Source organism: Aristaeella lactis (genome assembly GCF_018118585.1).
Taxonomy (GTDB): Bacteria; Bacillota; Clostridia; order Christensenellales; family Aristaeellaceae; genus Aristaeella; species Aristaeella lactis.
In genome coordinates this window covers 1,681,868-1,705,877 of the sequence record NZ_CP069421.1, presented here as the reverse complement: position 1 = coordinate 1,705,877, position 24,010 = coordinate 1,681,868, and the positions used below count along the sequence as shown (strand labels likewise).

The following is a 24,010-nucleotide window of genomic DNA, read 5'->3' as shown; positions in this document are numbered from 1 at the left end:
TCAGAACATAAGCAAAACCAAAGGAGGTTTCGATTCACATGTCTTACGTTGATGAGGTCCTGGAACGTGTTATCCGGGAGAATCCGAACGAACCCGAATTCCATCAGGCTGTTAAGGAAGTTCTGAACTCCCTGCGCCCCGTGGTGGATGCCAATGAAGAGAAGTTCCGCAAGGATGCCCTGCTGGAGCGTCTGGTCAATCCGGAACGGCAGCTGAAGTTCCGCGTGCCGTGGGTGGATGACAAGGGACAGGTTCAGGTGAACACCGGCTACCGTGTACAGTACAGCAGCGCCATCGGCCCCTACAAGGGAGGCATCCGGCTGCATCCTTCTGTGAACCTGGGCATCATCAAGTTCCTGGGCTTCGAACAGATCTTCAAGAACTCCCTGACCGGCCTGCCCATCGGCGGCGGCAAGGGCGGCAGCGACTTTGACCCCAAGGGTAAGAGCGATCGTGAAGTGATGGCCTTCTGCCAGAGCTTCATGACCGAACTGTGCAAGTATATCGGTGCTGACACTGACGTGCCTGCCGGCGATATCGGAACCGGTGCCCGTGAGATCGGATATATGTTCGGACAGTACAAGCGGATCCGCGGTGTATACGAAGGCGTCCTGACCGGCAAGGGACTGAGCTACGGCGGTTCCCTGGCCCGTAAGGAAGCGACCGGCTACGGCCTGCTGTACATCACCCAGGAAATGCTGAAGAGCAAGGGCGACAGCCTGCAGGGCAAGACCGTGATCGTGTCCGGCGCCGGCAACGTGGCCACCTATGCCATCGAAAAGGCCTATCAGCTGGGCGGCAAGCCCGTGACCTGCTCTGACTCCACCGGCTGGGTATACGATGCTGAAGGTATCGACCTGGCTGCCCTGAAGGAGATCAAGGAAGTCAAGCGTGCCCGCCTGAGCGAGTACAAGAACTACCGCCCCAACGCCGAATATCATGAAGGCCGCGGCGTCTGGACCGTGAAGGCTGACATCGCTCTGCCCTGCGCGACCCAGAATGAACTGAACCTGGACGATGCCAAGGCCCTGGTTGCCAACGGTATCAAAGTTGTTGCTGAAGGCGCCAACATGCCCACCACCCAGGAAGCGACCGATTACCTGCAGGCCAACGGTGTGGTCTTCCTGCCCGGCAAGGCTGCCAACGCCGGCGGTGTGGCCACCTCCGCCCTGGAAATGTCCCAGAACAGCGAGCGCCTGAGCTGGTCCTTCGAAGAAGTTGACCAGAAGCTGCAGGGCATCATGGCGAACATCTTCCACAACATCGACAACGCTGCCAAGAAGTACGGCTTCGAAGGCAACTACGTGGTTGGCGCGAACATCGCCGGCTTCGAGAAGGTTGTCGACGCTATGAACGCACAGGGAATTGTGTAATTAGTGTAATAATGATTTATAAACAGGATCGTGGGGCGGATGCCTCACGATCCTGTTTTCATTATTACACAATGAAATGTATCATTCGGAAACAAAAGTGTTTCCGAATGATACGTGAAATATTAAAGAGGCAATACAGCCGTATTGCCTCTTTAATGTGAAATATTCCGCTTCGCGGAATGTGAAATATTGGCCCTGTGGGCCAATGTGTTATTTACTTTACAGCCAGGAGTGAAAAGTGATGAGTGAAGAGTTTTATCGGCTGCGGCCGGGGAGCCTCTCCGCAATCTCAGTCGACGCAATGGATATTGCTGGCGCTTCAATCCGCTGCTTGCTTCGATAAGGAAACGCACACGCACCGCGGACGGAATCCCCGTCCCGCGCACCGCGCGCGTCAGGACTCCAGGTCGTTTCCTGCTTTGTAGGATAGCCCACTGGGCTACCGCTTCCTTCGTTCCCCCTCCACGCACTTCGTTTGGTCAGGATGACATCCACGGGATGTCAGTTAAGAGTGAGTAGTGAAGAGTGAAGAGTGGAGAGTGAAGAGTTAACAGTTAACAAAAAAAGCCACCCCGCAGGGTGGCTCTTACTGTTAACTGTTTTGCCAGGCCTTGACCTTGTCAGCGGCGAGACGCTTGATGGTCTGTTCCGGATAGGGAGATTCGGAGCCGCCGTAACCATAGAGGAAGAACTTTCCTCCCTGGGTCTTGTACAGGGACTCTTCGTAGCCCTTGGGATCACCGAACACGCCGAAAACTTTCTTCTGGATCAGTTCGGAAGCGTCGGTATCGTACTCGATCTTGCAGATAACCTTCTTCATTTTCCTCTTCCTTTCGCGCTGTGCGCCTGATGCTGAAATGTGTTTCGCGGAACGTTCCGCCGGTGCATACTATAGCATATAAACGTTTACACAACAATGGACGGTTATATGCGAAAGGATACCAGATGTTGCAAATAACTATTATTTGCGGTTGTATGAGAGGAAAAATACAAAACAATACAGAAAACGGTCAGATCTTCAGGTTTTCATCGGACAGGGTCCGGATGCCGTTGGCATTCAGCAGTTCTTCCGCGGTCTTTGTATCATTGACCCGGATGACGACATAGGCTTCTTCCGGACCGGAACCGGTAAAGGCGTACATATATTCAATATTGATATTGGCCTCGTTCAGCACAGCAAGGATCGGATAAAGGGCACCGCTGCGATCGTTCATCAGCGCGGCCACAACTTCAGTTTTTGAGAAGAGATATTTATCACCCAGGAGTTTGCAGGCGGCATCGGTATCGGAAACGATAATGCGGAGAATGCCAAAGTCATTGGCTTCGGCAATGCTCATGGCGCGGATATTGATGTTTGCATCAGAAAGAGCCTGGATGGCTTCGATCAGGGCGCCGGGCTGGTTCATCAGAAAGACGGACAATTGCGTAATAGCCATAGGAACCTCCTATTCAATTAACAATTAACAATGAACAATGAACAATTAAGACTTTTCCTTTATTCTGTTCAGAAGGATGTTTGGACTATGAAAAACGACATGTATTTGCTGATAGAAGTATTATATCAGTGGAGTTTACGTTTGTCGATGACGCGGACGGCTTTGCCTTCACTGCGGGTGATGGTCTTGGGAGCTACCAGATGGATCTTGGGTCCGATGCCAAGCATGGTGCGCATGGCGGATTCAAGACCCTTCTCCATCTTCTGGATCTGGCCCATCAGGTCGGAGAACTGGTCCGGACTGACTTCCACATAGATATCAAATGTGTCGGTGTTCCGTTCGCGGTCGAGGACGATCTGGTAGTTGGGCGTATAGCCTTCATTCAGCAGCACGGTCTCGATCTGGCTCGGGAAGACGTTGACACCGCGGATGATCAGCATATCATCGCTGCGGCCCATGGGCTTAGCCATCCGGACATGGGTGCGTCCGCAGGAACAGGGCTTACGGCTCAGCACACAAAGGTCGCGGGTGCGGTAGCGGAGCAGCGGGAAGGCTTCCTTATCCAGAGAGGTGAACACCAGTTCGCCGACGGAGCCTTCCGGCAGGACTTCACCGGTATCCGGGTCAATGATCTCCGCATAGAAGTGGTCCTCGTTGATATGCATGCCCTTCTGCTCTTCACATTCGAAGGCCACCCCGGGGCCGCTGGTCTCGGTGAGACCGTAAATATCATAGGCTTTGATGCCCAGGCTCTTTTCGATTTCCCGGCGCATTTCCTCGGTCCAGGGTTCAGCGCCGAAGATACCGGCTTTCAGCTTGTTGTCCTCGGGTTTGAAACCCTGTTCCTTGAGGGATTCGCCGATATAGGCGGCATAGGAAGGGGTGCAGCAGATAATCGTGGATTCCAGGTCCATCATGAACTGGATCTGGCGCTCGGTGTTGCCGGAAGACATGGGAAGGGTCAGGCAGCCCACCTTGTGGGAACCGCCGTGAAGTCCGGAACCGCCGGTGAACAGGCCGTAACCGTAGCAGACCTGGACCACATCCTCTTCTGTTCCGCCTGCCGCAACGATGGCCCGGGCACAGCAGTCTTCCCACAGATCGATATCGTGCTGGGTGTAGAAAGCGACGACCCGTTTGCCGGTTGTGCCGGAGGTGGAATGAATGCGGACACAGTTCTTCAAATCTGTTCCCAGCAGGCCATAGGGATAAGTTTCCCGCAGGTCGGCTTTGCTGAGGAAGGGGAGCTTATGGATGTCATCCACGGTTTTGATGTCATCCGGTGTGAGACCCTTTTCTTCCATCAAATGACGGTAATAGGGAACGTTGTCCCAGACGTGGTGAATCTGTTTGACGAGCTTTTCGTTCTGGATTTCCAGTATTTTCTCACGCGGAGCAGTTTCAATCTCCTGCTGGTAATATCTCTTCATAAGATTTCTCCTTTGTCATCATACCTGATTATTCTGAGCGCCTTAGGGCTTCAGTCAGCGATGGTTGAGTAAACTCTGACAGTTTCTCAGAAAAACCCCTCCGCCTTTTTTCATCTCAAAAGGCGGTGGATTCAAAGCGCTCTGTGCGTCTGATTAATCCATCGCTGACCTGGTAAAGAAGAAGATAGCCGCGAATGATTTCATTGCTGAAATCCCCTTTCTGAAAACGGTTATACTTTCCCGTTGCAAAGAATATATGCCCGGAAAGGGAAGCTTGTCAACAGGCTCTTTTGTACTGTTGCTGTTTTTACAACGAGTTAGTTGACATAAAAAGTTGCGAATGATATATTCTCACTGTTGCCGGAACCTCCGGCGGCAGTGATGGCAGGAGGGACAAAAATGGCTGAGAATTATGTGCTGTATACCGACTCCGCTTGTGATATTCATCCGGACAAACTGGCAGAATGGAATGTAAAAATGCTTCCGCTGGCTTTTCTTTTTACAGATACAGGCGCGGAGCAGAAGGATCACGAAGAACCTATTGATGAGTTCTATAAATCCATGCGTGCAGGACGAGTTGCAAAAACCTCCTGTGTCAATGAAGAAGCTTTTGAAAGCGCATTTACCGAGATTCTTGAGGCAGGACAGGATATCCTTTACCTGGGCCTGTCCGGCGGACTGAGCGTGACCTGTGAAAACGCCAAAAAGGTTGCTGAAAGGCTTGCCGGGAAGTATCCTGACCGAAAGATCGAAGCGATCGATTCCCTTTCCGCTTCCGCCGGTGAAGGCCTGTTCGTATATCTTGCCGTGAAAAACCGGGATGCCGGAATGACACTGGAAGAAAACGCGGAGACACTTAGGAAAGAAATACCCCATGTGTGCCACTGGTTTACGGTGGAAGACCTGGTTTACCTGAAGCGCGGCGGACGGGTCAGCGCAGCCACAGCCCTGCTTGGTACGGCCCTGAACGTGAAACCTGTGCTTCATGTGGATGACGAAGGTCACCTGATCAAGATGACCCAGGTGCACGGACGGAAAAAGTCCATCAAAAAGCTGGCGGAAAAGCTGGGTGAGACGATCCGGCCGGATTCTCCGATCTTCATCTCCAACGCTGACTGCATTGAAGATGCTGAGATGCTGAAGGATATCCTGAAGAATGAATACGGCAAAGAGGTTACGCTGATCACCAGTATCGGATCTGTCATCGGCGCCCATGCCGGCCCCGGGACACTGGCACTGTTCTTCATGGGAAAACAGAGATAACAAAAAACCTCCGGTGTGATCCGGAGGTTTTTAATGAATAATGAAAACTTAAAACTGAAAAATGAATAATTTTGGAAACGGAAAAATAGGTTCCGGTAAATTTCGGAAAACGATATTTACCGGAGCTGTTGTTTTTGGTATTCTTCTTTCAGCCGATAAGAAGAAACGGCAGTAAGCCCTCAGGGCATGAAAGGAACGAAAGACTATGAAAAAGGGACTGATCATTCTGGTTGCTGTTATCATCCTGGCACTGGTGGTGGCGACAACCTGTACCGCGACGGTGCAGACCGGATATACGGGTATTGTAACGACATTCGGTAAGGTGGAGGATGTTACGCTGGAGGCAGGACTGCATTTCAAGAGTCCCTTCCAGAGCATTATTCCCATGGACAACCGGGAGCAGAAGAGCACGTTTGAAACCCAGGCGTTCTCCAGCGATATCCAGCAGGTGGATATCACCGGTTCCATCAACTACGCCATCAACAAGAGCACGGCTATGAACCTGTTCAAGGAAGTCGGCACAGACTACTTCAATAAGCTGGTTTATCCCCGGATGCTGGAGATCACTAAAGGCGTGTTCAGCAAATACACTGCTGAAAACCTGGTGGCGAACCGCCAGAAGCTGAGCGAACTGATCCGTGAAGGTCTGGACAATGAACTGGACGAGTACGGCATCAACGTGATCAGCGTGAGCCTGGAGAACCTGGACTTTACGGACGCCTTCACGGACGCGGTTGAAGCCAAGCAGGTTGCTGCCCAGAAGAAGCTGCAGGCCGAGATCGAACAGAACCAGATGACCATGGAAACCCAGCAGCAGGCTGAACGGAAACGCATCAATGCCGAGGCTGAAGCCAATGTGGCCAAGATCAACGCGGACGCAGATGCCTACGCCCTGCAGGTACGCAGCGAAGCGGAAGCCGAAGCGAACAAGAAGATCGCAGAATCCCTGACGGAAAACCTGATCCGCTTCAACGAGATCAAAGCCTGGGACGGCAAACTGCCCACCTATATGGGCGGAGAGGGCGGCACCACGATGCCGATCCTGAACCTGGGCGGAGCCGCGGATACGCAGGCAGTCGGTGAATAATGAACCTGTAACGCAGCAAGGGGAGCCGAAAGGCTCCCTTGTTTCATGATTCCGGCGTATTTATTTTTCCATTACTGAGAACCCGTCACCGATCGCTTCATGGGCTTCGACAATGATGACGAAGGCGTTTTCATCCTCTTCGTGCAGGATCCGTTTGAACGTCATGATCTCGCTGCGGCTGATGACGCACAGCAGGGTAGGACGTTCTGTGCCGGTATAGGCGCCGCGGGCAGTGAGCAGGGTAACGCCGCGATCCATGTCCCGCATGACACGATCCGCGATCTCCTGCCAGCGGGCGGACATGACAAAGCAGGCCTTGTTTGAGGAGAAACCGACGATGACGGTGTCCATCACCTTGGCGGACAGGAAAATGTTGATCAGCGCGTAAAGGGCCTCGGAGGTACCAATCAGGAAACCGGCAGAAATGACAACGGCACAGTCGATGGCAAAGAGGAAGGAACCTGTGGAAATAAACTGGAAGCGTTTATGCACCATGCGGGCGATCATATCGGAGCCGCCGGTGGTGGCGCCGCCGCGCATGATCAGGCCCAGGCCGGCTCCCAGCATCACGCCGCCCGACAGGGCCCCAGCAGCGGATCATGTGTCATGGGCTGCAGGGGCAGGATGTCAATGAACAACGTGAAAAGCAGCGTGGCGATAATGCTCCTGAAGGCGAAAATCCGGCCCATTGCCCGGAAACTGATCAGGAACAGCGGAATATTCAGGATCAGGGAGACAGCACCGACGCGCCACCCCATCAGATGATTCAGGATTGTGGCAATTCCGGTTATGCCGCCGGGCGCGATATGGTTCGGTGTCATAAACAGGGGATAGGCCGCACCGGCGATTATCGCACCAAGAAGGATCTGCGAATAAGAGAAGAAACGCTCCGCTGCCGCCGGATGCCTGCTGATTGCGGAACGAACGGATTTAACCATGAGAGAACACCCCTTCCGGGCCATAGAGGCTGCCTGAAATACAAAATAAATACAAAAGAACTTTAGCACATTCACCGCTGGCAGGCAAGGGATGGATAATGAAAAATGAAGAATGAAGAATTGTCAGTCTGTACTTTATATGGTAAACAAACAATACATTATGTATAATGACAAGTGTTTGAGAGAATGAGTTTAGAGTGAACAGTGAACTGCGATCGCCGTGTTCCGCAATCTCAATGGTCGCAACTCCACACTGTGGAGCTTGCTCCCTTTCGATTGACCTCAGATCCGATGAGATTTCCGCCACTGGCGGTCATCGGATCTTCGCCCAAAGTACTGATGGTACTTTGACGGCTGTAGCATGGCAGCTGTTACCCAAATCAAAGATTTGGACAGCTGCTCAACTGAAGAGTGAAGAGTTTGCCTCTGAAGTGGCGGGGAAGACAGACATGAGCAAGGTTAAGATTATCGGGGACCGGAGCGGGCGAGTCTGGCCGATGGTGCTCCGCACAGCGGAGGAAAGCAGGAACGCCGGACGGAGGCTGATCCTGTATGTGCCGGAGCAGTACACCCTGCAGGCGGAGCGGGACCTGATCACGGGCCTGAAGCTGCCGGGACTCCTGGACATCCAGGTGATCAGCCCGCGGAAAATGAAACAGCAGGTTAAGGAACGAACCGGTACAGGAACGAAACGCCTGCTGAACGAAATGGGCCGGGCAATGGCGGTCCACCGGGTGATGACTGAAAAGGCGGACGAGCTTGTCTATTACAAGGATATGACAGACCTGCCCGGTGCGGTGAAACGGGTTGAAGAGGCCCTGGATGAACTGCGTGAGAGCGACATGACGCCGGAGGAACTGGAAGCGTATGCCGCATCGGCTGTGACCGGGGCGGAACGTGCCAAACTGAATGACCTGAAAACCATCTGGCAGGGATATGAAGAACTGATCTCTGAACAATTTGATGACGAGAAAACAGCCTGGGCCGACACCGTGGACCGCCTGAGACGAAGCGGTATGTGGAAAACGGCGGACGTGGCGGTATATGGTTTTGACACAATCCGGCCTGACCTTCGGAAACTGCTTGCCGGGATCTGCGAGGATGTGAACAGCCTCACAGTATTCCTGGTGACGGACACGGACAAGGCACCGGACGGCAGGATCTTTTCAAGCCAGCGGGAGAGCGTGGACCGGCTGACTCAAGCCCTGGAGGAACATGGCATCGCAGCTGAGGAGATCATGCTGAAAAACAGCCGGGAAAACTGCGCAGCGGCACTGGCTTTCCTGGACAGGAACCTTTTTGCGCTGAATCCGGAAAAGTGGACAGGGGATGCCCGGAGTACGGTGACCCTGTACGCGGGAAGTACGCCGTGGGATGAGGCGGAAAAGATCAGCGCGACCCTGCGGAAATGGAATGAAGAAGGAACGGCGTGGAGCGAAATGGCAATTGCGCTGCCCTCGGGCGCGGCATCCGCGGGAGTGCTCCGCTCCAACCTGAAGATCAACGGGATTCCTTTTGTCTGGCAGCAGAAGGATAAAGCGGAGGATCATCCGGTATGCCGGATGCTTCTGTGTGCGCTTTCCTGCCTGAGCGACGGATACCGGACGGAAAACGTGACCAACATGGCCAGAAGCGGTTTCAGCCTGCTGACGGAGGAGGAAGGACTGCTGCTGGAAAGCTATGCCCTGGCGCACGGCGTGGAAGGCCGGCGGTGGCAGAAGCCTTTTACCGCGGGGGAAAACGCGGCGGAAGCTGAAGCGTGCCGCCTGCGGCTGCTGACGCCGCTTGAAAAACTCAGGAACGAACTGAAGGAAGCGGACAACGCAGGTGAATCCGCCTCCGCACTGGCGGATTTTCTGGAAGAAATGAATGTTTGGGTCCGGATGGAGGAAGAGGAAGAAATCCTGCTGGACCGTGAAATGTATCGGGAGGCAGTAATCAACAGGCAGATCGGCAAACTGCTGGCGGACCTGCTTGAACAGCTCCAGACGCTGCTCGGGAAGAAGCGGGCGGCGATCCGGGACCTGAAATATATGCTGGAAAGCGCCCTGGCGCAGGCATCCCTTGCGGCACTGCCGGAAGAGGAAAACGGCGTCATTATCGGCGAAGTGGGCCATCTGCTGGCCGGCGAGATCAAGGCGCTTGTGCTGGCACAGGCACAGGACGGGATGCTGGCGGCTCCTGAAAGCGGATGGCTGACGGATCCGGAACGCCGGAAACTGGAAGAAGCCTCGGGCAGGACGATCGGAATCAGCCGGGAAACGGGCTGCCTGATCCGCAAATACGATTTTTACCGGACGCTGACACTGCCGCTGGATAAACTGATGGTAACATGGAGCCTCCGGACGGAAGACGGCGGCGCGCTGCAGCCGGACGGCCTGATCATCCAGCTGGAGGAACTTTTCCCGGAACTGCAGGAAGAAGGCGGAGTCCTGGGAAATGAAAAACGGACAGATCCCGTTACTCCCAGGGCCGCGATAGACGGACTGGGCCCCTGGCTTACGGAAATCAAAAAAGGGGAGATCGGGGACGTACCCGCGGACTGGAAAAAAGCCCTGATCCAGCTGCTGCACAGCGGACAATACGGCAACACGGCACACCGGATGCTGGATGAATTGCTGCCAAAGAAAGAAAAGCAGAAGCTGGAAAAGGAAACCGCCAGGAGACTGTTCATGACCGACCGCCTGTCTGTGAGCCGGCTGGAACAGTTTGCCTCCTGCCCTTACAGGCATTTTATTGATTACGGCCTGCGGCCGGTGCAGCAGGACACTTTTACCTTTGAAAGCAATGATGCCGGTACATTCTTCCATGAGGCGCTGGACCGGTATATGAAACGGGCAGGAGCAGACAGCCGCTGGCCGGGATTCACACCGGAACAGGTGGACGACGTGCTGGAACCGATCCTGGCGGAACTGACGGAGGAATGGAAAGACAGTCCGCTGCAGGGAGATGCCCTGGGAGAGTGGACGGGCGAAGGCTATGTCCGCCGGGTGCGCCGGGCTGCCCACGTGCTGACCCGGTTCGCGGCCAACAGCGATTTCAGGACAATCGCGACGGAGCAGGCATTCGGAGACGCGGAAGGTCTCCCGCCCATCGTGATGACGCTGTCTGACGGCAGCCGGGCGGCTATCCGGGGCAAGATTGACCGGATCGACACCTATGAGAACGGCGAAGGTATCTGGCTGCGGATTGTGGACAACAAGAGCCGGGAAAAGAAACCGGATCCGGCGCGGATGGCGACCGGGGAACAGCTGCAGCTGATGATCTACCTGAAGGCGGCGGCTGAAAGCATGCCCGGAGCGCATCTGGCAGGTGCCTTCTATTTCCCGGTGATTGATAAGGAAGTGGAAACCAAAACAGATAACCCGGAAGAGATTGAAGCGGACCGGATCGACAAGACGCGGATGAAGGGCGTGGCTGCCGCGGAAGAGGACGTGATCCGGGCCATGGACCGGGATATCAGACCTTTTTCTGTGGATAAGGTTTTCAAACAGGACGGGACCCTTTCGAAAAGCGCTTCCTGGGTCATGGAGGAAAAAACACTCCGGGGACTGACGGACGCGGCGCTGGAAAAAGCCGGGGAGCTGTGTGAACGGATGCGGGAAGGCGAGATTGAGGCTTCTCCCGGAGAGGATTCCACAGGCTCTGTGTGCCGGTACTGTGATTACAGGACGATCTGTCGCCTCGGAAACGGCAAAACCCGCGTCCGGGACAAGGAAATCACATATCAGGATATTGCGGGGAAAAACACGTTGCGCGAAACAGAAAAGTAGCGTATAATGGCGTCAGAGAAAACCCCATAAAAGGAGGCTGATTCCCATGATACAGGTAATTGCAGGCAAAAAGGGCTCCGGTAAAACGAAGCGGCTGATTGACCTGACCAATACCACTGCCCGCGATGCGGTTCACGACGTCATTTTCCTTGATGATGACAATCGCTACATGTTCGACGTGGACCACAAGGTCCGTTTCATCAACGCCGAAGATTATCATATTCGCAACGCCGATATGTTTATCGGTTTCCTCTGCGGAATCCTTTCCTCCAACTTCGACGTTGGCACCATCTTCATCGACGCGTTCCTGAAGCTGTGCCGCACGGAGCTGGCGGAGACAGAGCCGATTGTGAAGGTTCTGGTTGAACTGGCTGCGAAACACGATGTGGACTTCGTCCTGAGTCTGAGTGCTGATCCTGAGGAGATTCCGGTCTTCTTCAAGCAGTACCTCATCTGATCAAACAGACAAACACGAAAGAGGCGGCGGATCAACCCCGGCGCCTCTTTGTATGAAGGCAGATGCCTATCCTGAAACCGGAGGTCGATTGACTCGTGTCATTCTTTTCCACCCGCGGCGAAAGCTGCGTCACAGCCAGCCAGGCGATCCTGCACGGACTGGCTCCCGACGGCGGCCTGTATGTACCGGCCATGTTTCCGACTGTTCCGATGCAGAGGATCTCAACATTCTGCGAGATGGACTACGCCGCACGCGCGGTGTCTATCCTGAAACGCTACCTGGAAGACTTCAGCATTCCGGAAATTGAAGAAGCGGTTCGCGCGGCTTACAGCACGGAACGTTTTGACACGCCGGAGATCGCGCCGGTCACGCAGATCGATGACAGCACGTGGGTGCTGGAACTGTTCCACGGACCGACCCTGGCGTTCAAGGATATGGCGCTTCAGCTGCTTCCGCACCTGACCCGCCTTTCTGCCCTGAAAAACGGGGAGAAGCGGGAGATCAGCATTCTGGTCGCGACAAGCGGTGACACCGGCAAAGCAGCCCTTGAAGGGTTCCGGGATGTGCCCGGCACCAGCTGCACGGTGTTCTATCCGCTGGACGGCGTCAGCGACGTGCAGAAGCTGCAGATGGTGACCACCGGCGGAAACAACACGCATGTGATCGCGGTCAAGGGCAACTTTGACGATGCACAGACCGGTGTAAAAGAACTGTTCTCCTCCCAGGATTTCATCCGGCAGATGGAAAAACGCGGCAAGATCCTGTCTTCCGCGAACTCCATCAACTTCGGCCGCCTGGTGCCGCAGATCGTCTATTATTTCTCCGCCTACGCGGACCTGGTCAACAAACACGCCATTGCCCCCGGTGAAGCCGTTAACTTCTGCGTGCCGACCGGCAACTTCGGTGACATCCTGGCGGGCTATTATGCCAGGAATATGGGCCTGCCGGTGAATAAGCTGATCTGCGCCAGCAACCGGAACAACGTGCTGACAGACTTCTTCGGAAGCGGAATCTATTCCACCCACCGCACGTTCTTCAAGACGCTGAGTCCCAGCATGGACATCCTCGTGTCCTCCAACCTGGAACGGCTGCTGTATGAGGCGACGGACCGGGACGGCGCACTGGTTAAGACCTGGATGGAACAGCTGAAGGAATGCGGAAGCTACTCCATCGGTGAACAGCGCCGCGACTGGCTTGCGGATGTGTTCTGGGCAGACTGCGCGGACAACAAGGATACCGTGGCCGAGATCGGCAAACGGTTCCGCGAGGATCACTACCTGATGGATCCGCACACGGCAGTAGGCGCGTATGTGCTTCGCCAGTACAGGCTGAAGACAAACGATGCCACGCCGACCATCCTGCTGTCCACCGCCAGCCCCTACAAGTTCGCGGCGGATGTGCTGCGCGGGGTGGCCGGAGCAGAAGCGGCGGAAGGAAAAGACGCCTTTACCTGCAGCGAGGAACTGGAAAAGCTGTCCGGTATTCCGATGCCGGCCCAGGTCCGGGCACTGAAGGACCTGCCCGTGCGCCATACCGCCGTATGCGAGCGGAATGCTATGGGAGAAGCGGTGATCAAAGCCTTCGAGCTTTGATCAAATGAACAATGAACAATTAACAATGAACAATTGCGGAGAGAACTCATGCTGAGGCATGAGTTCTTTTTTATATGGGCGGGGAATGAGGAAAAAGGCTGTAAGAAAATGAATACAGGCATTTTTGTCAGTTTTTTCTTTTCAAACGGAACCGGATATGATAAAATGTCCTGTGGATGTGCCCAAATAAGGGTTTCGTCCGGAAAGGCGTGATACATTTGACCGCAGCCGAACGGCTGATCAATTACCTGCATGCCGGCCCGAAAACGGCTGTGGCAGTGCATGATCCCTCCAATATGTTCTACCTGACGGAAGGATATACAGGCGAAGGACTCGTTTATATATCCGAAGCAAGCCGGGTGATCATCACTGACTTCCGCTATACAGAACAGGCAGAGCGGCAGGCGCCCGGTTTCCGGGTGGAAATGACCGAAACAGGACGAAACCATAACCGGGTCCTTTCGGAACTGGTGAAGGCTGAAGAGATTACTGAACTCCGGGTTGAAACCAACTGGCTTTCCGTGGACGCGTTTGAAGACCTGCGCGCCGCGGTGGGAGAGGAAATCTCCTTTGTTCCCCTGAAGGGTGCACCCCAGAAGCTCCGGGAGATCAAGACCCCGGCCGAAATCGTAGCCATCCGCAAAGCGTGCGATATCACCTCGGAAGCATTCAACGCGATCCTGCCGAAAATCCGGCCGGGTATGACGGAAAAGGAACTGCAGATCGAACTGGACTTTACGATGCTCCGCCTGGGCGCGGATGAGTTCGCTTTTGACACCATCATCGCTTCGGGCGAAAACGGCAGTCTCTGCCACGCGATCCCCGGCAGCAGGACGCTGAAGAACGGCGACATGATCACCATGGACTTCGGCGCGAAGGTCGGCGGATACTGCAGTGACATGACGCGTACGGTTGCCCTCGGCAAGCCGTCCGATGAGATGCGCACAGTCTATGAGACCGTGCTTCGGGCCCAGAGCATGTGCGAGGACGCGCTCATGGCCGGCAAAACCGGTGAAGAGCTGGACAAACTGGCCCGGGATTACATTGACGCAAGGGGATACGCCGGACGCTTCGGCCATGGACTGGGGCATTCCGTCGGAATCGACATCCACGAGGAGCCGCGGCTTAGCCAGAGATGTAAGGACGTCCTGCAGGCCGGCGTTGTGATCACCGTGGAACCCGGTATCTACCTGCCCGGTGTGGGCGGCGTCAGGATCGAAAACACCTGCCTGGTGAAGGAAAACGGCTGCGTACCGCTGACGACAGCGGATAAGCAGTTGATCATCCTATAAATATATTTATTTGAATTCAGAGAGAACGAACGGAGGAATGACAAAATGATTACCGCTGGCGATTTCAAGAAAGGCATTACGATTGAGTGGGACGGCGGCGTCTGGAATATCGTTGATTTCCAGCACGTGAAGCCCGGCAAAGGCGCTGCTTTTGTCCGCACCAAGATCAAGAACGTGATGACCGGCGCTGTGGTTGAGCGCAGCTTCAACCCCACTGACAAAATGCCCAAGGCCATCATCGAGACCAAGGAAATGCAGTACGTCTACAACGACGGCGACCTGTACTACTTCATGGACGTTGAAACCTATGAACAGCTGCCGCTGAGCAAGGACCAGGTTGAAGACGCGATCCCCTTCGTGAAGGAAGGCACCAACGTGACCGTCCGTTTCTTCAAGGGAAGCGCTTTCTCCGTGGAAGCTCCCAACTTCGTGGTTCTGGAAGTGACGGATACCGAACCCGGTTTTGCCGGCGATACCGCTTCCAACACCTACAAGCCCGCTACGCTGGAGACCGGCTTCAGCCTGCAGGTGCCGCTGTTCATCAACACCGGCGACAAGATTCAGATCGATACCCGCAGCGGCGAGTATCTGAAGAGGGCTTAATCATGAGCAGACTGACGGACAGAATCAGTTATCTTCAGGGTCTGGCGGAAGGAATGAAGCTGAACCCGGACAAAGACTCCCATAAGCTGATCCTCGGCATCCTTGATGTGCTGGGTGAAGTTGGCGAGTCCTTTGAGGCTCTTGCGGAGTCTCACGGAGAACTGAGCGACTATGTGGAGAGCATAGATGAAGACCTGGCTGATCTGGAAGCCGATCTTTATGACGATGAGGACGAGGAACTGGCGGAGGATGACGAAGATCAGGCCTTCGAAGGCTCGATCGAGTATGAATGCCCCCACTGCGGTGCCACAGTAGAAATTGATCCGGATGAGATCGATTTTGATGAGGATGCCCTCTGTCCCCAGTGCGGCAAGGAACTTTTCCCCGAACTGCCGGAAGAAGAGGATCCGGACGGTGAACCGGAAGAAACGAACGAAGAGGAGTAATCCTTTATTCGGTCACCGGGATCTGACACGGCCAACGGGGAGCTATCCAGCTGATATCATCTCCGGACGAACCAGGGGAATCCCGTGATTCGCGTTCTTTCAGGCTGCCTTCGGGCAGCCTTTTCTGTTATGGAGGAATAAGCATGAATGAGGACACAATCCGGATCGCTGTCCTTTCCGATACCCACGGACTGCTCCGCAGGTGCGTGGTGCGGGCTGTGCAGGACTGCAGCGTGATCCTGCACGCGGGGGATATCATCCATGAAAGCGACCTGGATGAGCTGGCGGTTTACGGAAGCCTGTATGCCGTCAGGGGAAACAACGACATCTGGATGAGCGGAGTCTGCGACCTGGCAGGCTCGCTGCGCTTCACCATCGGCGGCGTTACCTTCTTTATGACCCATGACCGGCGGGACGTGGCAAGGGACCTGACAGGCGTGGACGCAGTCATCTTCGGCCACTCTCACCGCTACAGCGAAGAACGGATTGACGGACGGCTGTGGCTGAATCCGGGAAGCTGCGGAAGGGCACGCTTCGGCAGTGATGTGACCATGGCAAAGATCGTGGTCCGCGGGGAAAAATCAGCAGCGTGGAACGGATCGACTTTGAGAACACGGACGACTGAGGAACGCCGGGAGATATTGATCCTGTGCGCGGGTATGGTGTATACTCAATGCCGAAAGAGGGGAAACAGATGTCCAGTCCGACACCGTCCGTGAAGCGTCGAAAGAAACGGCAGGCGATCAGCATCAGCCGGGTCATCGCGCTCACGTTTTTGGGAATCATCCTGTGCGGAGCGATCCTGCTTGCCCTGCCGGTTTCCTCCAGGAACGGGCAGAGCGCGGGGCCGGTTACCGCGCTTTTCACAGCCACATCAGCCACCTGCGTAACAGGCCTGGTGCTGGCTGATACCTGGAGCCAGTGGAGCAATTTCGGCCAGGTGGTCATCCTGATGATGATCGAGATTGGCGGCCTGGGATTTATGTCCGCGGCTTCGCTGGCGTGGTTCAGCCTGCGGCGGAAGATCTCCATCCAGCAGCAGCTGGTGATGGCGGAATCCATCGGATCCAACATGAACGACGTTGTGGAGCACCAGAAGCGGCTTCTGATCCGTGCCTTCACGGTGGAGGGAGTCGGAGCTGCCATCCTGACGGCGCGCTTTCTGACGGAATACCCGTTTCCGCTGGCGCTGAAGCTTGGTATATTCCATTCCGTTTCCGCGTTCTGCAACGCCGGATTTGACGTCCTTGGCTTTATCAGGCCGGGAGCGAGCCTGATCGTTTACCAGACAGATCCTGTGATCTGCCTGACGCTGAGCGCGCTGGTCATCCTGGGCGGCCTGGGCTTCCTGGTATGGGATGAGCTGCTGCGGGAAAGACATCCGAAGAAGTGGAGCGTCTATACCAAACTGGTGATGATCACCACAGGCGTACTGCTGGTGGGAGGAACCCTGCTGTTCTGCGCGCTGGAGTGGAGGAATCCTTCCACACTGGGCACCATGCGGGGCCCGCAGAAGGTGCTTGCCGCTTTCTTCCAGTCTATGACCCTGCGTACCGCCGGATTTGCCGGTGTGGACCAGGGACTGCTGACACCGGCAGGCAAGGCGGTTTCCATTTTCATGATGCTGATCGGCGGCTCTTCGGGTTCCACGGCCGGCGGCCTCAAGACCGTGACTTTTGTGGTCCTCCTGCTGTTCCTCTGGAACAGGATGCGGGGACGCCGTACGGTGAGCATATTCCACCGGACCATATCCGACGATCATGTGCTGAACGCGATCACGATCTTTATGCTGATGGTGCTGCTTTCCTTCGCGGGGGCCACGGTGATCTGCGCGACCTCGCCGGTGGGCTTTGCTGACAGCCTGTATGAGACGGTTTCCGCCATCGGAACGGTCGGCCTGACAGCGGGAGCGACCCCGAGGCTGAGCATTGTCTCCAAATTCATGATCATACTGTTTATGTACTTCGGAAGGGTGGGCCTGCTGACCATCAGCTTCGGTTTCCTGAAAAAGAAGCCTTCCGGGGAACAATACAAATTCGCGAACACCGATCTGCTGATCGGATGACAGGAGGGTATAATCCATGAAGTCTTATGTTGTTATCGGCCTCGGACGCTTCGGCAGCGAACTGGCAACCCGCCTTTACGCCTGCGGTGAAGAGGTTATGGCCATTGATATGGATGAACAGCTGATCGACAAGATCGCCGACCGGGTTACCCGGGCGGTGGCGGCTGATGCCCGTGATCCTGACGTACTGAAGAAGCTGGGCGTGGAAAACTTTGACCGGGCGGTGGTTGCGGTCGGTTCGGACCTGGCGGCTTCCGCACTGATCACCATGAACCTGAAGGCCCTGAATGCTCCCTTTATCATCTGCAAAGCGCATGATGACACCTACAAGGATATTCTTGAAAAGCTTGGCGCGGACCGGGTGATCATCCCGGAAAGGGAAGTGGCGGACAAGCTGGCGCTGGGGCTGACCCATGCCGGCGTCATGGAATACATTGAACTGTCCCAAGAATTCGGCATTGTTGAAATGCAGCCGATCGCTGAGTGGGTGGGCAAGACCATCCGTGAACTGGAACTGCGCACCCGCTACGGGGTGAACGTGATCGCGGTCCGCAGCAATGAGGATACCATCAAGATCCCGCCGGACATTGACGCACCCATCCCCGAGGACGTGGTGATGGTCATGCTGGGACAGTATGACATGTTTGAGAACCTGAAGAAAAAGTAATTCTGCCGGGAGGAGAAAAAACGATGGCCAGGCCAATCCTCTGGATCGTGGTTCCGTGCTATAACGAGGAGCAGGTGCTGCCGCTGACCGCACCGATGTTCCTGCAGAAAGTGCAGGAGCTGACAGACGGCGGAAAGATCAGCAAAAACAGCCGGATCCTTTTTGTGAATGACGGATCCGCGGATAAAACCTGGAGTATTATCCGGGAACTGGCGGAGAAGGATGAGCATTATATCGGCATCTGCCAGAGCCGGAACCGGGGACACCAGAACGCGGTGCTCGCCGGACTCATGGAAGCCAAGGACCGGTGCGATATTACCATCTCCATTGACTGTGACGGCCAGGACGATATCAACGCCATGGACCGCATGGTGGATGAATACCTGGACGGCGCGGAGATTGTTTACGGTGTCCGTGCGAAGCGGGATACGGATTCCTTCTTCAAGCGGTTTACCGCGGAAACCTTCTATAAGCTTATGAAAACGCTGGGAGCTGACGTGGTGTTCAACCACGCGGACTACCGGCTGATCTCGGCAAAGGTGCTGCAGCACCTGGCTGATTTTGAGGAAGTGAATATCTTCCTGCGGGGCATGGTGCCGCTGGTGGGCTTTAAAAGCACAACAGTTTCCTATGACCGTGCGGAACGGCTGGCAGGCAAAAGCCACTATCCGCTCCGTAAAATGCTGGCGCTTGCCTTTAACGGCATCACGAGCCTTTCCGTTAAGCCTATTACGCTGATCACCGCCATCGGGGCCGGGTTCAGCTTTATCGGGCTGATCCTGATGATCTGGGCCGTGGTGAAGGCCATTCTCGGACAGACGGTCGCCGGCTGGGCTTCCACGGTATGTATTGTGTGTCTGCTGGGCGGCATCCAGCTGATCAGCATGGGCATCCTGGGACAGTATATCGGAAAGACCTACCTGGAGACAAAACACCGTCCGCGGTATATCATTTCAGCCAGGACCTGGGAGGCGGAGACACGGCACTATCTTGAGGACGATTTGTCCTGACCGGAAAGACAAAATTTGCAAGCCTTGAAAACAATGAATTTATTGTAATCGTTACCGCAAAATGCAACTTCAAAAAACAGTATAAAAACATTACTGACCGGAGTGAGTCAAATACAGACTTTCCGGTCAGTTGTTTGCCATTCAGACTGAAAAAAGCCGTTTTTGACTTGATTTTTGGGCATGGCGGCCATATAATCAATCCTGTAGAAGTATGCCCATACAGGAAAAGTTTTCCATTTCACGAAGACGACTGTACGGTGACATAGATAGAACGGAAAACAAAAAGGAAAACCAGAGGGGAGAATCATTCATGAAAAAGCACCTTCAGCGAATCGTGTCCCTGGTTTGTGTTCTGGCGCTGGCGTTCAGCGTGATCCCCGCAATGGCCGAGGAGTATGACGCCCGCGTTATCACCGCCAAGTGGAAGGACGGAGACAATCAGGAAGGTTTCCGGCCGGATCATGTGGACGCGTCCCTGGCGGGCCAGAAGGTTACCCTGAACGATGACAACGGATGGACCGCGGAGGTTTCTGTTCCGTCTGACACAGGGAACAACTGGACTTTTGACACTCCGGATGGATATACAGCAACGCTGGATGAGGGTGCTATTTCTGTTATTACCTATAACCGTCCGATCGCCGCGACGATCGACGTATCCGGTACGGTGACCTGGGACGATTCCGAGAATGCCGGAAAGACCCGGCCGGAATCGGTTCAGCTGATGCTGCTTGCCGACGGGGAAGCCTGCGGCGAACCCCTGACCGCGAAAGCTCCCGCCTGGAAGGTAACCTGGACGGACCTGGCTGCCAAAAAGGCCGGAACAGACCAGGCCATCACCTATACCGTGCGGCAGCTGCAGACACCGGACGGCTACACTTCCTCCGTGAGCGGAACGGAAGTGACCAACACCCTGGAAACCGGCAGCCTGAAGCTGAACGTTTCCGTTGCGGGCGCGCCGGAAGACGCTGACCTGAGCGGCCTGAGCCTGACGGTGGACGGCCCCGATCCCAGCATGCCGAAGACCATCTCCTGGGCGCAGGTTTCCGGCGGCAGCTTTGACTTCGGCACAGTGCTGCCCGGCGCCTACCTGGTCCGCGGCACCAACGCTGATACGCTGGTGGAAGGCTATATCATGGACGCCGGGAACAGCAAAGTGGCGGATGCCGTATATCTCAAGGCCGGTGAATCCGCTGCCCTGACTTTCAAATACACCTATAAGCTTCCGGAAGAAACCGACGCTCCGGAAGATTATGATCCCATGGCCAACATCGGGAACCTGAGCTTCGAGATCCTCGGACCGGATGCTCGGATGCCCATCACCGTGACCTATTCCCAGTTTACGAACGGGAAATACGAACTGCCTGACCTGGCAGCCGGCGTTTACACCGTGGTGGAAAGAAACGCGGAAACCCTGGTGAAGTACTATACGCTGACCGGTGCCAGCGTGACCGGCATGAAGCTGGAAGTCAGCCCGGACGGAACGGCGACAGCGAAGCTGTTCAACCAGTACATTCCTGCCCCGACGCCGGAACCCGACGCGGAGTTTGTTGACATCCCCGTGACCAAGACCTGGAACGACAATAACAACAAGGACGGAAACCGCCCGAACGCCATTACCGTGCGGCTGTACGCCGACGGCGTGGAAGTGGACAGCCATGTGCTGACCGCTACGGAAAACTGGGTCTACACCTTTGCGGAAAAGCCCCGCTATAAGGAAGACAACAAGACCGAGATTGTATATTCCGTAAACGAAGATACGGTGCCGATGTACACGGTGGAAATCAACGGATACAACCTCGTGAACAATTACCATCCCGAGCTGACAAGCATTTCCGTGTCCAAGATCTGGCAGGATGACAACAACGCTGCCAAGGGACGGCCGACCAGCATTGCCATGACGCTGTCCGACGGACAGAAGAATGTGACAGTGGTTGTGCTGAACGCGGAGAACGGCTGGTCCGCCACCGTGAACAACCTGCCCACCGTAGTGAACGGACAGCCCGCGAAGTACGCGTGGAAGGAACAGGAAGTGATCGGCTATACGCTGGTCAGCGTCAAGGAAGAAGGCAACTCCATGGTCTTCACCAACGCGGTCTGGACCAGGCCTGATACTCCGACCGCAGGCCGGACACCCAAGACCACCGGCGAAACCTGGTATGTCTTTGAAGAGTATGATACGCCTCTGGGCGTGGAAGTGGTTATCAACCACGTTGGCGACTGTTTCGATTAATGAAGGAAGGATCTGATCATCATGAACAAGCTGCAACGATTCCTGTGTCTGCTTCTCTCTGTGCTCCTGCTGACCCAGGCTCCCCTGCTGGCAATGGCGGAAGCAACGGAAGACGCTGCCGGACTCCCGGAAGAGCTGATCGTTGGACATCCTACGGTTACCAAGGGAGACTTTTTCACAGAACTGTTCGGCAATGACACAGCGGATATCGACGTACGCGCCCTGATCCATGGCTACAACCTGGTCAACTGGGATCAGAACCAGGGTACCTATGTGTTTGATCCCAGCGTTGTACAGACCATCGGACCGGTGGAAGTGGACGAGCTTGGCAACCATACGTATAAAATGATCATTTATGATGATCTGTATTATTCGGATGGAACGCCCATCACCGCCTGGGACTACGCGTTCTCCATCCTGCTGATGATGAGCCCTGAAATCGAAGCCATCGGCGGCAAGATCTACCGCGCTGAGCACCTGATGGGCTATGACGACTATATCGCCACCCGGAAAAAGATCCTGGCCGGTGAAGAACTGACCGATGATGACGTTCGCAGCCTGAGCGGTGTGGAAGTACACAGTGATCATGAAATCTGGTTCCACCTGGACGCGGATTTCCTTCCGTACTTCTTTGAGACCGGTCTTCTGCTGACCGTTCCTTATCCGATCAGTGTGATCGCTCCCGGATGCAAGGTTTATGACGACGGCTTCGGCATTTACCTCGGTAACGCGGATCCCTATACCGAGGAACCCGTATTCACGCCTGAACTGCTGAAGAAGACCATCCTGGATCCCGAGACCGGATACAATTCCCATCCGTCCGTGGTTTCCGGCCCCTACAAGATGGTTTCCTGGGACGCGGCTACGGGCGAAGGACATTATGAAATCAACCCCTATTTCAAGGGCGCCTGGATGCACAACAACCTGCCCGGCCCGGACTATTCCGGCCCCGTGAACTATGTCCAGGTGATGGACATTGACAACGAGACTCCCAAACTGGATGCCAACGGCCAGGAAATCTGGCTGGTAAAGCCCACCATTGAAAAGATCAAGTTTGTGGTTGCTGACAATGACACGATGATGCAGCAGCTTGCTGACGGCGAACTGCACCTGGTCAACAAGGTCACCTACGGCCCGACGATCCTCGACGGCCTGCAGAACGGCCGGGACAAGGGAATTGCCTACCAGAACTACCGCCGTATCGGCCTGGCCTTCCTGACCTTTACCTATGACTGGCCCACCGTGCATGACATGGAAGTACGCCAGGCAATTGCCTGGTGTATGGACCGCGACCTGCTGGGTGCCCTGTACTGCGGCAGCGAAGACGGCGGACAGACCTTTGCGCTGCGCGTTGACGGATACTACGGCATGGAACAGTGGGAATACAAGCTCTTGAGCGGAGAACTGTCCTATCCCGTGAACTTCCTTGACCAGGTTACGCTGCCCCAGGTCCAGGTAAAAGACGGGGAAGAGGAAGACCTGACCAAGAAGTATAAGAACCGTTATGTGGAAACCCAGGAAGACTATGAAAAGGCTGTTGCCGCCTGGGAAGCCCTTGCCAAGGAATGGGGAGACAAACTGGTCAAGTATACCGTTGATCTTTCCAAGGCGAAGAAGCTGCTGGAGAAGGCCGGCTGGACGCTGAACCGCAACGGCGAGCCCTTCCAGGAAGGAACGGATGACGTTCGCTGCAAGAAGATGGAAGACGGTTCCATCGTTGCCTTGGACCTGACGCTGATGTACCCTGCGGGCAACCATATGGCGGAACTGATGCAGACTGCCGTGCGGTCCGAAACAAATATCAGTGCCAGAGAAGGCAGTCCGGAACCGGACGCCGACGCGGGCAGCTTTGTGGATAACCTTGCCAGGGTCGGTATCAAGCTTACGCTGGTTCCGACTCCCATGGAAGAGCTGCTGAAGTCCTACTACCGCCAGACCGAACGGACGACCGACATGATCTACCTGGCTACCAACTTCCACGTGATCGTTGACCCGTCCATCACCTACTCCACGGACACCACCAAGAATCACGAGATCTGGAACAACACCTACTCCGATGACGAAGAGCTCTGGATTGACGCCAAGGCCATGCGGAAGACCGAGCCCGGCGACATCTTCGAGTATGTGTCCAAGTGGGTGACCTTCCAGGAACGCTATAACGAAGTACTGCCCACCATTCCGATCTATTCGAACGTCTACTTCGACTTCTACAATGAGAACCTCCAGAACTACTATATTACCGGACAGGTAACGTGGTCCCAGGCCATCCTTCCTTCCTACTTCGCACTGGAGAATGAGCCTGCGGCTGAAGAAGACGGCGAGTTCGAATCCTTCGACGACTGATGAAT

General features: G+C 55.2%; 20 protein-coding genes. 15 read left to right on the top strand and 5 right to left on the bottom strand.

Annotated features, from left to right (window positions below; all coding sequences use genetic code 11):
- Positions 1 to 38 precede the first annotated feature (38 nt).
- The gene (gene gdhA / locus JYE50_RS07785; RefSeq protein WP_084094989.1) at positions 39 to 1,373 is read left to right on the top strand and encodes an NADP-specific glutamate dehydrogenase; all 1,335 of its coding nucleotides are present in this window, start codon (positions 39 to 41) and stop codon (positions 1,371 to 1,373) included.
- Positions 1,374 to 1,965: 592 nt separating this feature from the next.
- Here the strand turns inward: gdhA and JYE50_RS07780 are convergent.
- The 3 genes from JYE50_RS07780 to JYE50_RS07770 form a co-directional block, all read right to left on the bottom strand.
- Entirely contained in the window at positions 1,966 to 2,193 is a 228-nt protein-coding gene (locus JYE50_RS07780) for a hypothetical protein (protein WP_084094988.1), read from the bottom strand.
- A gap of 190 nt (positions 2,194 to 2,383) precedes the next feature.
- Positions 2,384 to 2,809 carry an ACT domain-containing protein gene (locus JYE50_RS07775; RefSeq protein WP_143763554.1) on the bottom strand — a complete coding sequence of 142 codons (426 nt, stop codon included), beginning with the start codon at positions 2,807 to 2,809 and terminating at the stop codon, positions 2,384 to 2,386.
- Between the two features lie 125 nt (positions 2,810 to 2,934).
- Positions 2,935 to 4,239, bottom strand: coding sequence for a phenylacetate--CoA ligase family protein (locus tag JYE50_RS07770; protein ID WP_084094986.1), 1,305 nt, complete (start codon positions 4,237 to 4,239; stop codon positions 2,935 to 2,937).
- 399 nt (positions 4,240 to 4,638) lie between these two features.
- Here JYE50_RS07770 and JYE50_RS07765 point away from each other — a divergent pair, with 399 nt between their 5' ends.
- Together JYE50_RS07765 and JYE50_RS07760 are read left to right on the top strand one after the other, a co-directional pair.
- Positions 4,639 to 5,502, top strand: a complete 864-nt coding sequence (locus tag JYE50_RS07765) for a DegV family protein (protein ID WP_304588406.1) — start codon at positions 4,639 to 4,641, stop codon at positions 5,500 to 5,502.
- 205 nt (positions 5,503 to 5,707) lie between these two features.
- Positions 5,708 to 6,589, top strand: a complete 882-nt coding sequence (locus JYE50_RS07760; protein ID WP_084094984.1) for an SPFH domain-containing protein — start codon at positions 5,708 to 5,710, stop codon at positions 6,587 to 6,589.
- A gap of 60 nt (positions 6,590 to 6,649) precedes the next feature.
- Here the strand turns inward: JYE50_RS07760 and JYE50_RS07755 are convergent, their stop codons facing one another.
- The gene (locus JYE50_RS07755) at positions 6,650 to 7,156 is read right to left on the bottom strand and encodes a YitT family protein (RefSeq protein ID WP_304588420.1); all 507 of its coding nucleotides are present in this window, start codon (positions 7,154 to 7,156) and stop codon (positions 6,650 to 6,652) included.
- On the bottom strand, positions 7,156 to 7,527 hold the full coding sequence (locus JYE50_RS07750) for a YitT family protein (protein ID WP_304588404.1): 372 nt from the start codon (positions 7,525 to 7,527) through the stop codon (positions 7,156 to 7,158). Before JYE50_RS07750 ends, JYE50_RS07755 begins: the two co-directional genes overlap by 1 nt.
- A gap of 449 nt (positions 7,528 to 7,976) precedes the next feature.
- Between JYE50_RS07750 and JYE50_RS07745 the strand changes: the two genes are divergently transcribed.
- The 12 genes from JYE50_RS07745 (at position 7,977) to JYE50_RS07690 (ending at position 24,005) form a co-directional block, all read left to right on the top strand.
- On the top strand, positions 7,977 to 11,300 hold the full coding sequence (locus tag JYE50_RS07745) for a PD-(D/E)XK nuclease family protein (protein ID WP_179138237.1): 3,324 nt from the start codon (positions 7,977 to 7,979) through the stop codon (positions 11,298 to 11,300).
- A 46-nt stretch (positions 11,301 to 11,346) separates the two neighbouring features.
- Complete coding sequence (locus tag JYE50_RS07740) at positions 11,347 to 11,757, top strand: hypothetical protein (RefSeq protein WP_084094981.1); 411 nt, start codon at positions 11,347 to 11,349, stop codon at positions 11,755 to 11,757.
- A 95-nt stretch (positions 11,758 to 11,852) separates the two neighbouring features.
- Positions 11,853 to 13,349: a threonine synthase gene (gene thrC, locus JYE50_RS07735; RefSeq protein WP_084094980.1), complete on the top strand. Its 1,497-nt coding sequence runs from the start codon at positions 11,853 to 11,855 to the stop codon at positions 13,347 to 13,349.
- A gap of 218 nt (positions 13,350 to 13,567) precedes the next feature.
- On the top strand, positions 13,568 to 14,641 hold the full coding sequence (locus tag JYE50_RS07730) for a M24 family metallopeptidase (protein ID WP_179138236.1): 1,074 nt from the start codon (positions 13,568 to 13,570) through the stop codon (positions 14,639 to 14,641).
- Positions 14,642 to 14,686: 45 nt separating this feature from the next.
- Entirely contained in the window at positions 14,687 to 15,244 is a 558-nt protein-coding gene (gene efp / locus JYE50_RS07725) for an elongation factor P (protein WP_084094978.1), read from the top strand.
- A gap of 2 nt (positions 15,245 to 15,246) precedes the next feature.
- A complete protein-coding gene (locus JYE50_RS07720) occupies positions 15,247 to 15,690 on the top strand; it encodes a CD1247 N-terminal domain-containing protein (protein WP_084094977.1) in 444 nt (147 codons plus the stop codon).
- 143 nt (positions 15,691 to 15,833) lie between these two features.
- On the top strand, positions 15,834 to 16,409 hold the full coding sequence (locus JYE50_RS07715; protein ID WP_084094976.1) for a metallophosphoesterase family protein: 576 nt from the start codon (positions 15,834 to 15,836) through the stop codon (positions 16,407 to 16,409).
- Positions 16,385 to 17,755, top strand: coding sequence for a TrkH family potassium uptake protein (locus tag JYE50_RS07710; protein ID WP_179138235.1), 1,371 nt, complete (start codon positions 16,385 to 16,387; stop codon positions 17,753 to 17,755). Before JYE50_RS07715 ends, JYE50_RS07710 begins: the two co-directional genes overlap by 25 nt.
- 16 nt (positions 17,756 to 17,771) lie before the next feature.
- Positions 17,772 to 18,422: a potassium channel family protein gene (locus JYE50_RS07705; protein WP_084094974.1), complete on the top strand. Its 651-nt coding sequence runs from the start codon at positions 17,772 to 17,774 to the stop codon at positions 18,420 to 18,422.
- Between the two features lie 23 nt (positions 18,423 to 18,445).
- Complete coding sequence (locus JYE50_RS07700; protein ID WP_084094973.1) at positions 18,446 to 19,432, top strand: glycosyltransferase family 2 protein; 987 nt, start codon at positions 18,446 to 18,448, stop codon at positions 19,430 to 19,432.
- A 310-nt stretch (positions 19,433 to 19,742) separates the two neighbouring features.
- The gene (locus JYE50_RS07695) at positions 19,743 to 21,662 is read left to right on the top strand and encodes a Cna B-type domain-containing protein (protein ID WP_179138234.1); all 1,920 of its coding nucleotides are present in this window, start codon (positions 19,743 to 19,745) and stop codon (positions 21,660 to 21,662) included.
- A gap of 21 nt (positions 21,663 to 21,683) precedes the next feature.
- Positions 21,684 to 24,005: an ABC transporter substrate-binding protein gene (locus tag JYE50_RS07690; protein WP_084094971.1), complete on the top strand. Its 2,322-nt coding sequence runs from the start codon at positions 21,684 to 21,686 to the stop codon at positions 24,003 to 24,005.
- Positions 24,006 to 24,010 lie beyond the last annotated feature (5 nt).

Bases quoted from the DNA above. Each gene is read 5' to 3' on its own strand.
- gdhA (WP_084094989.1), top strand. From the start codon at position 39: ATGTCTTACGTTGATGAGGTCCTGGAACGTGTTATCCGGGAGAATCCG.
- JYE50_RS07780 (WP_084094988.1), bottom strand. From the start codon at position 2,193: ATGAAGAAGGTTATCTGCAAGATCGAGTACGATACCGACGCTTCCGAA.
- JYE50_RS07775 (WP_143763554.1), bottom strand. From the start codon at position 2,809: ATGGCTATTACGCAATTGTCCGTCTTTCTGATGAACCAGCCCGGCGCC.
- JYE50_RS07770 (WP_084094986.1), bottom strand. From the start codon at position 4,239: ATGAAGAGATATTACCAGCAGGAGATTGAAACTGCTCCGCGTGAGAAA.
- JYE50_RS07765 (WP_304588406.1), top strand. From the start codon at position 4,639: ATGGCTGAGAATTATGTGCTGTATACCGACTCCGCTTGTGATATTCAT.
- JYE50_RS07760 (WP_084094984.1), top strand. From the start codon at position 5,708: ATGAAAAAGGGACTGATCATTCTGGTTGCTGTTATCATCCTGGCACTG.
- JYE50_RS07755 (WP_304588420.1), bottom strand. From the start codon at position 7,156: ATGCTGGGAGCCGGCCTGGGCCTGATCATGCGCGGCGGCGCCACCACC.
- JYE50_RS07750 (WP_304588404.1), bottom strand. From the start codon at position 7,527: ATGGTTAAATCCGTTCGTTCCGCAATCAGCAGGCATCCGGCGGCAGCG.
- JYE50_RS07745 (WP_179138237.1), top strand. From the start codon at position 7,977: ATGAGCAAGGTTAAGATTATCGGGGACCGGAGCGGGCGAGTCTGGCCG.
- JYE50_RS07740 (WP_084094981.1), top strand. From the start codon at position 11,347: ATGATACAGGTAATTGCAGGCAAAAAGGGCTCCGGTAAAACGAAGCGG.
- efp (WP_084094978.1), top strand. From the start codon at position 14,687: ATGATTACCGCTGGCGATTTCAAGAAAGGCATTACGATTGAGTGGGAC.
- JYE50_RS07720 (WP_084094977.1), top strand. From the start codon at position 15,247: ATGAGCAGACTGACGGACAGAATCAGTTATCTTCAGGGTCTGGCGGAA.
- JYE50_RS07715 (WP_084094976.1), top strand. From the start codon at position 15,834: ATGAATGAGGACACAATCCGGATCGCTGTCCTTTCCGATACCCACGGA.
- JYE50_RS07710 (WP_179138235.1), top strand. From the start codon at position 16,385: ATGTCCAGTCCGACACCGTCCGTGAAGCGTCGAAAGAAACGGCAGGCG.
- JYE50_RS07705 (WP_084094974.1), top strand. From the start codon at position 17,772: ATGAAGTCTTATGTTGTTATCGGCCTCGGACGCTTCGGCAGCGAACTG.
- JYE50_RS07700 (WP_084094973.1), top strand. From the start codon at position 18,446: ATGGCCAGGCCAATCCTCTGGATCGTGGTTCCGTGCTATAACGAGGAG.
- JYE50_RS07695 (WP_179138234.1), top strand. From the start codon at position 19,743: ATGAAAAAGCACCTTCAGCGAATCGTGTCCCTGGTTTGTGTTCTGGCG.
- JYE50_RS07690 (WP_084094971.1), top strand. From the start codon at position 21,684: ATGAACAAGCTGCAACGATTCCTGTGTCTGCTTCTCTCTGTGCTCCTG.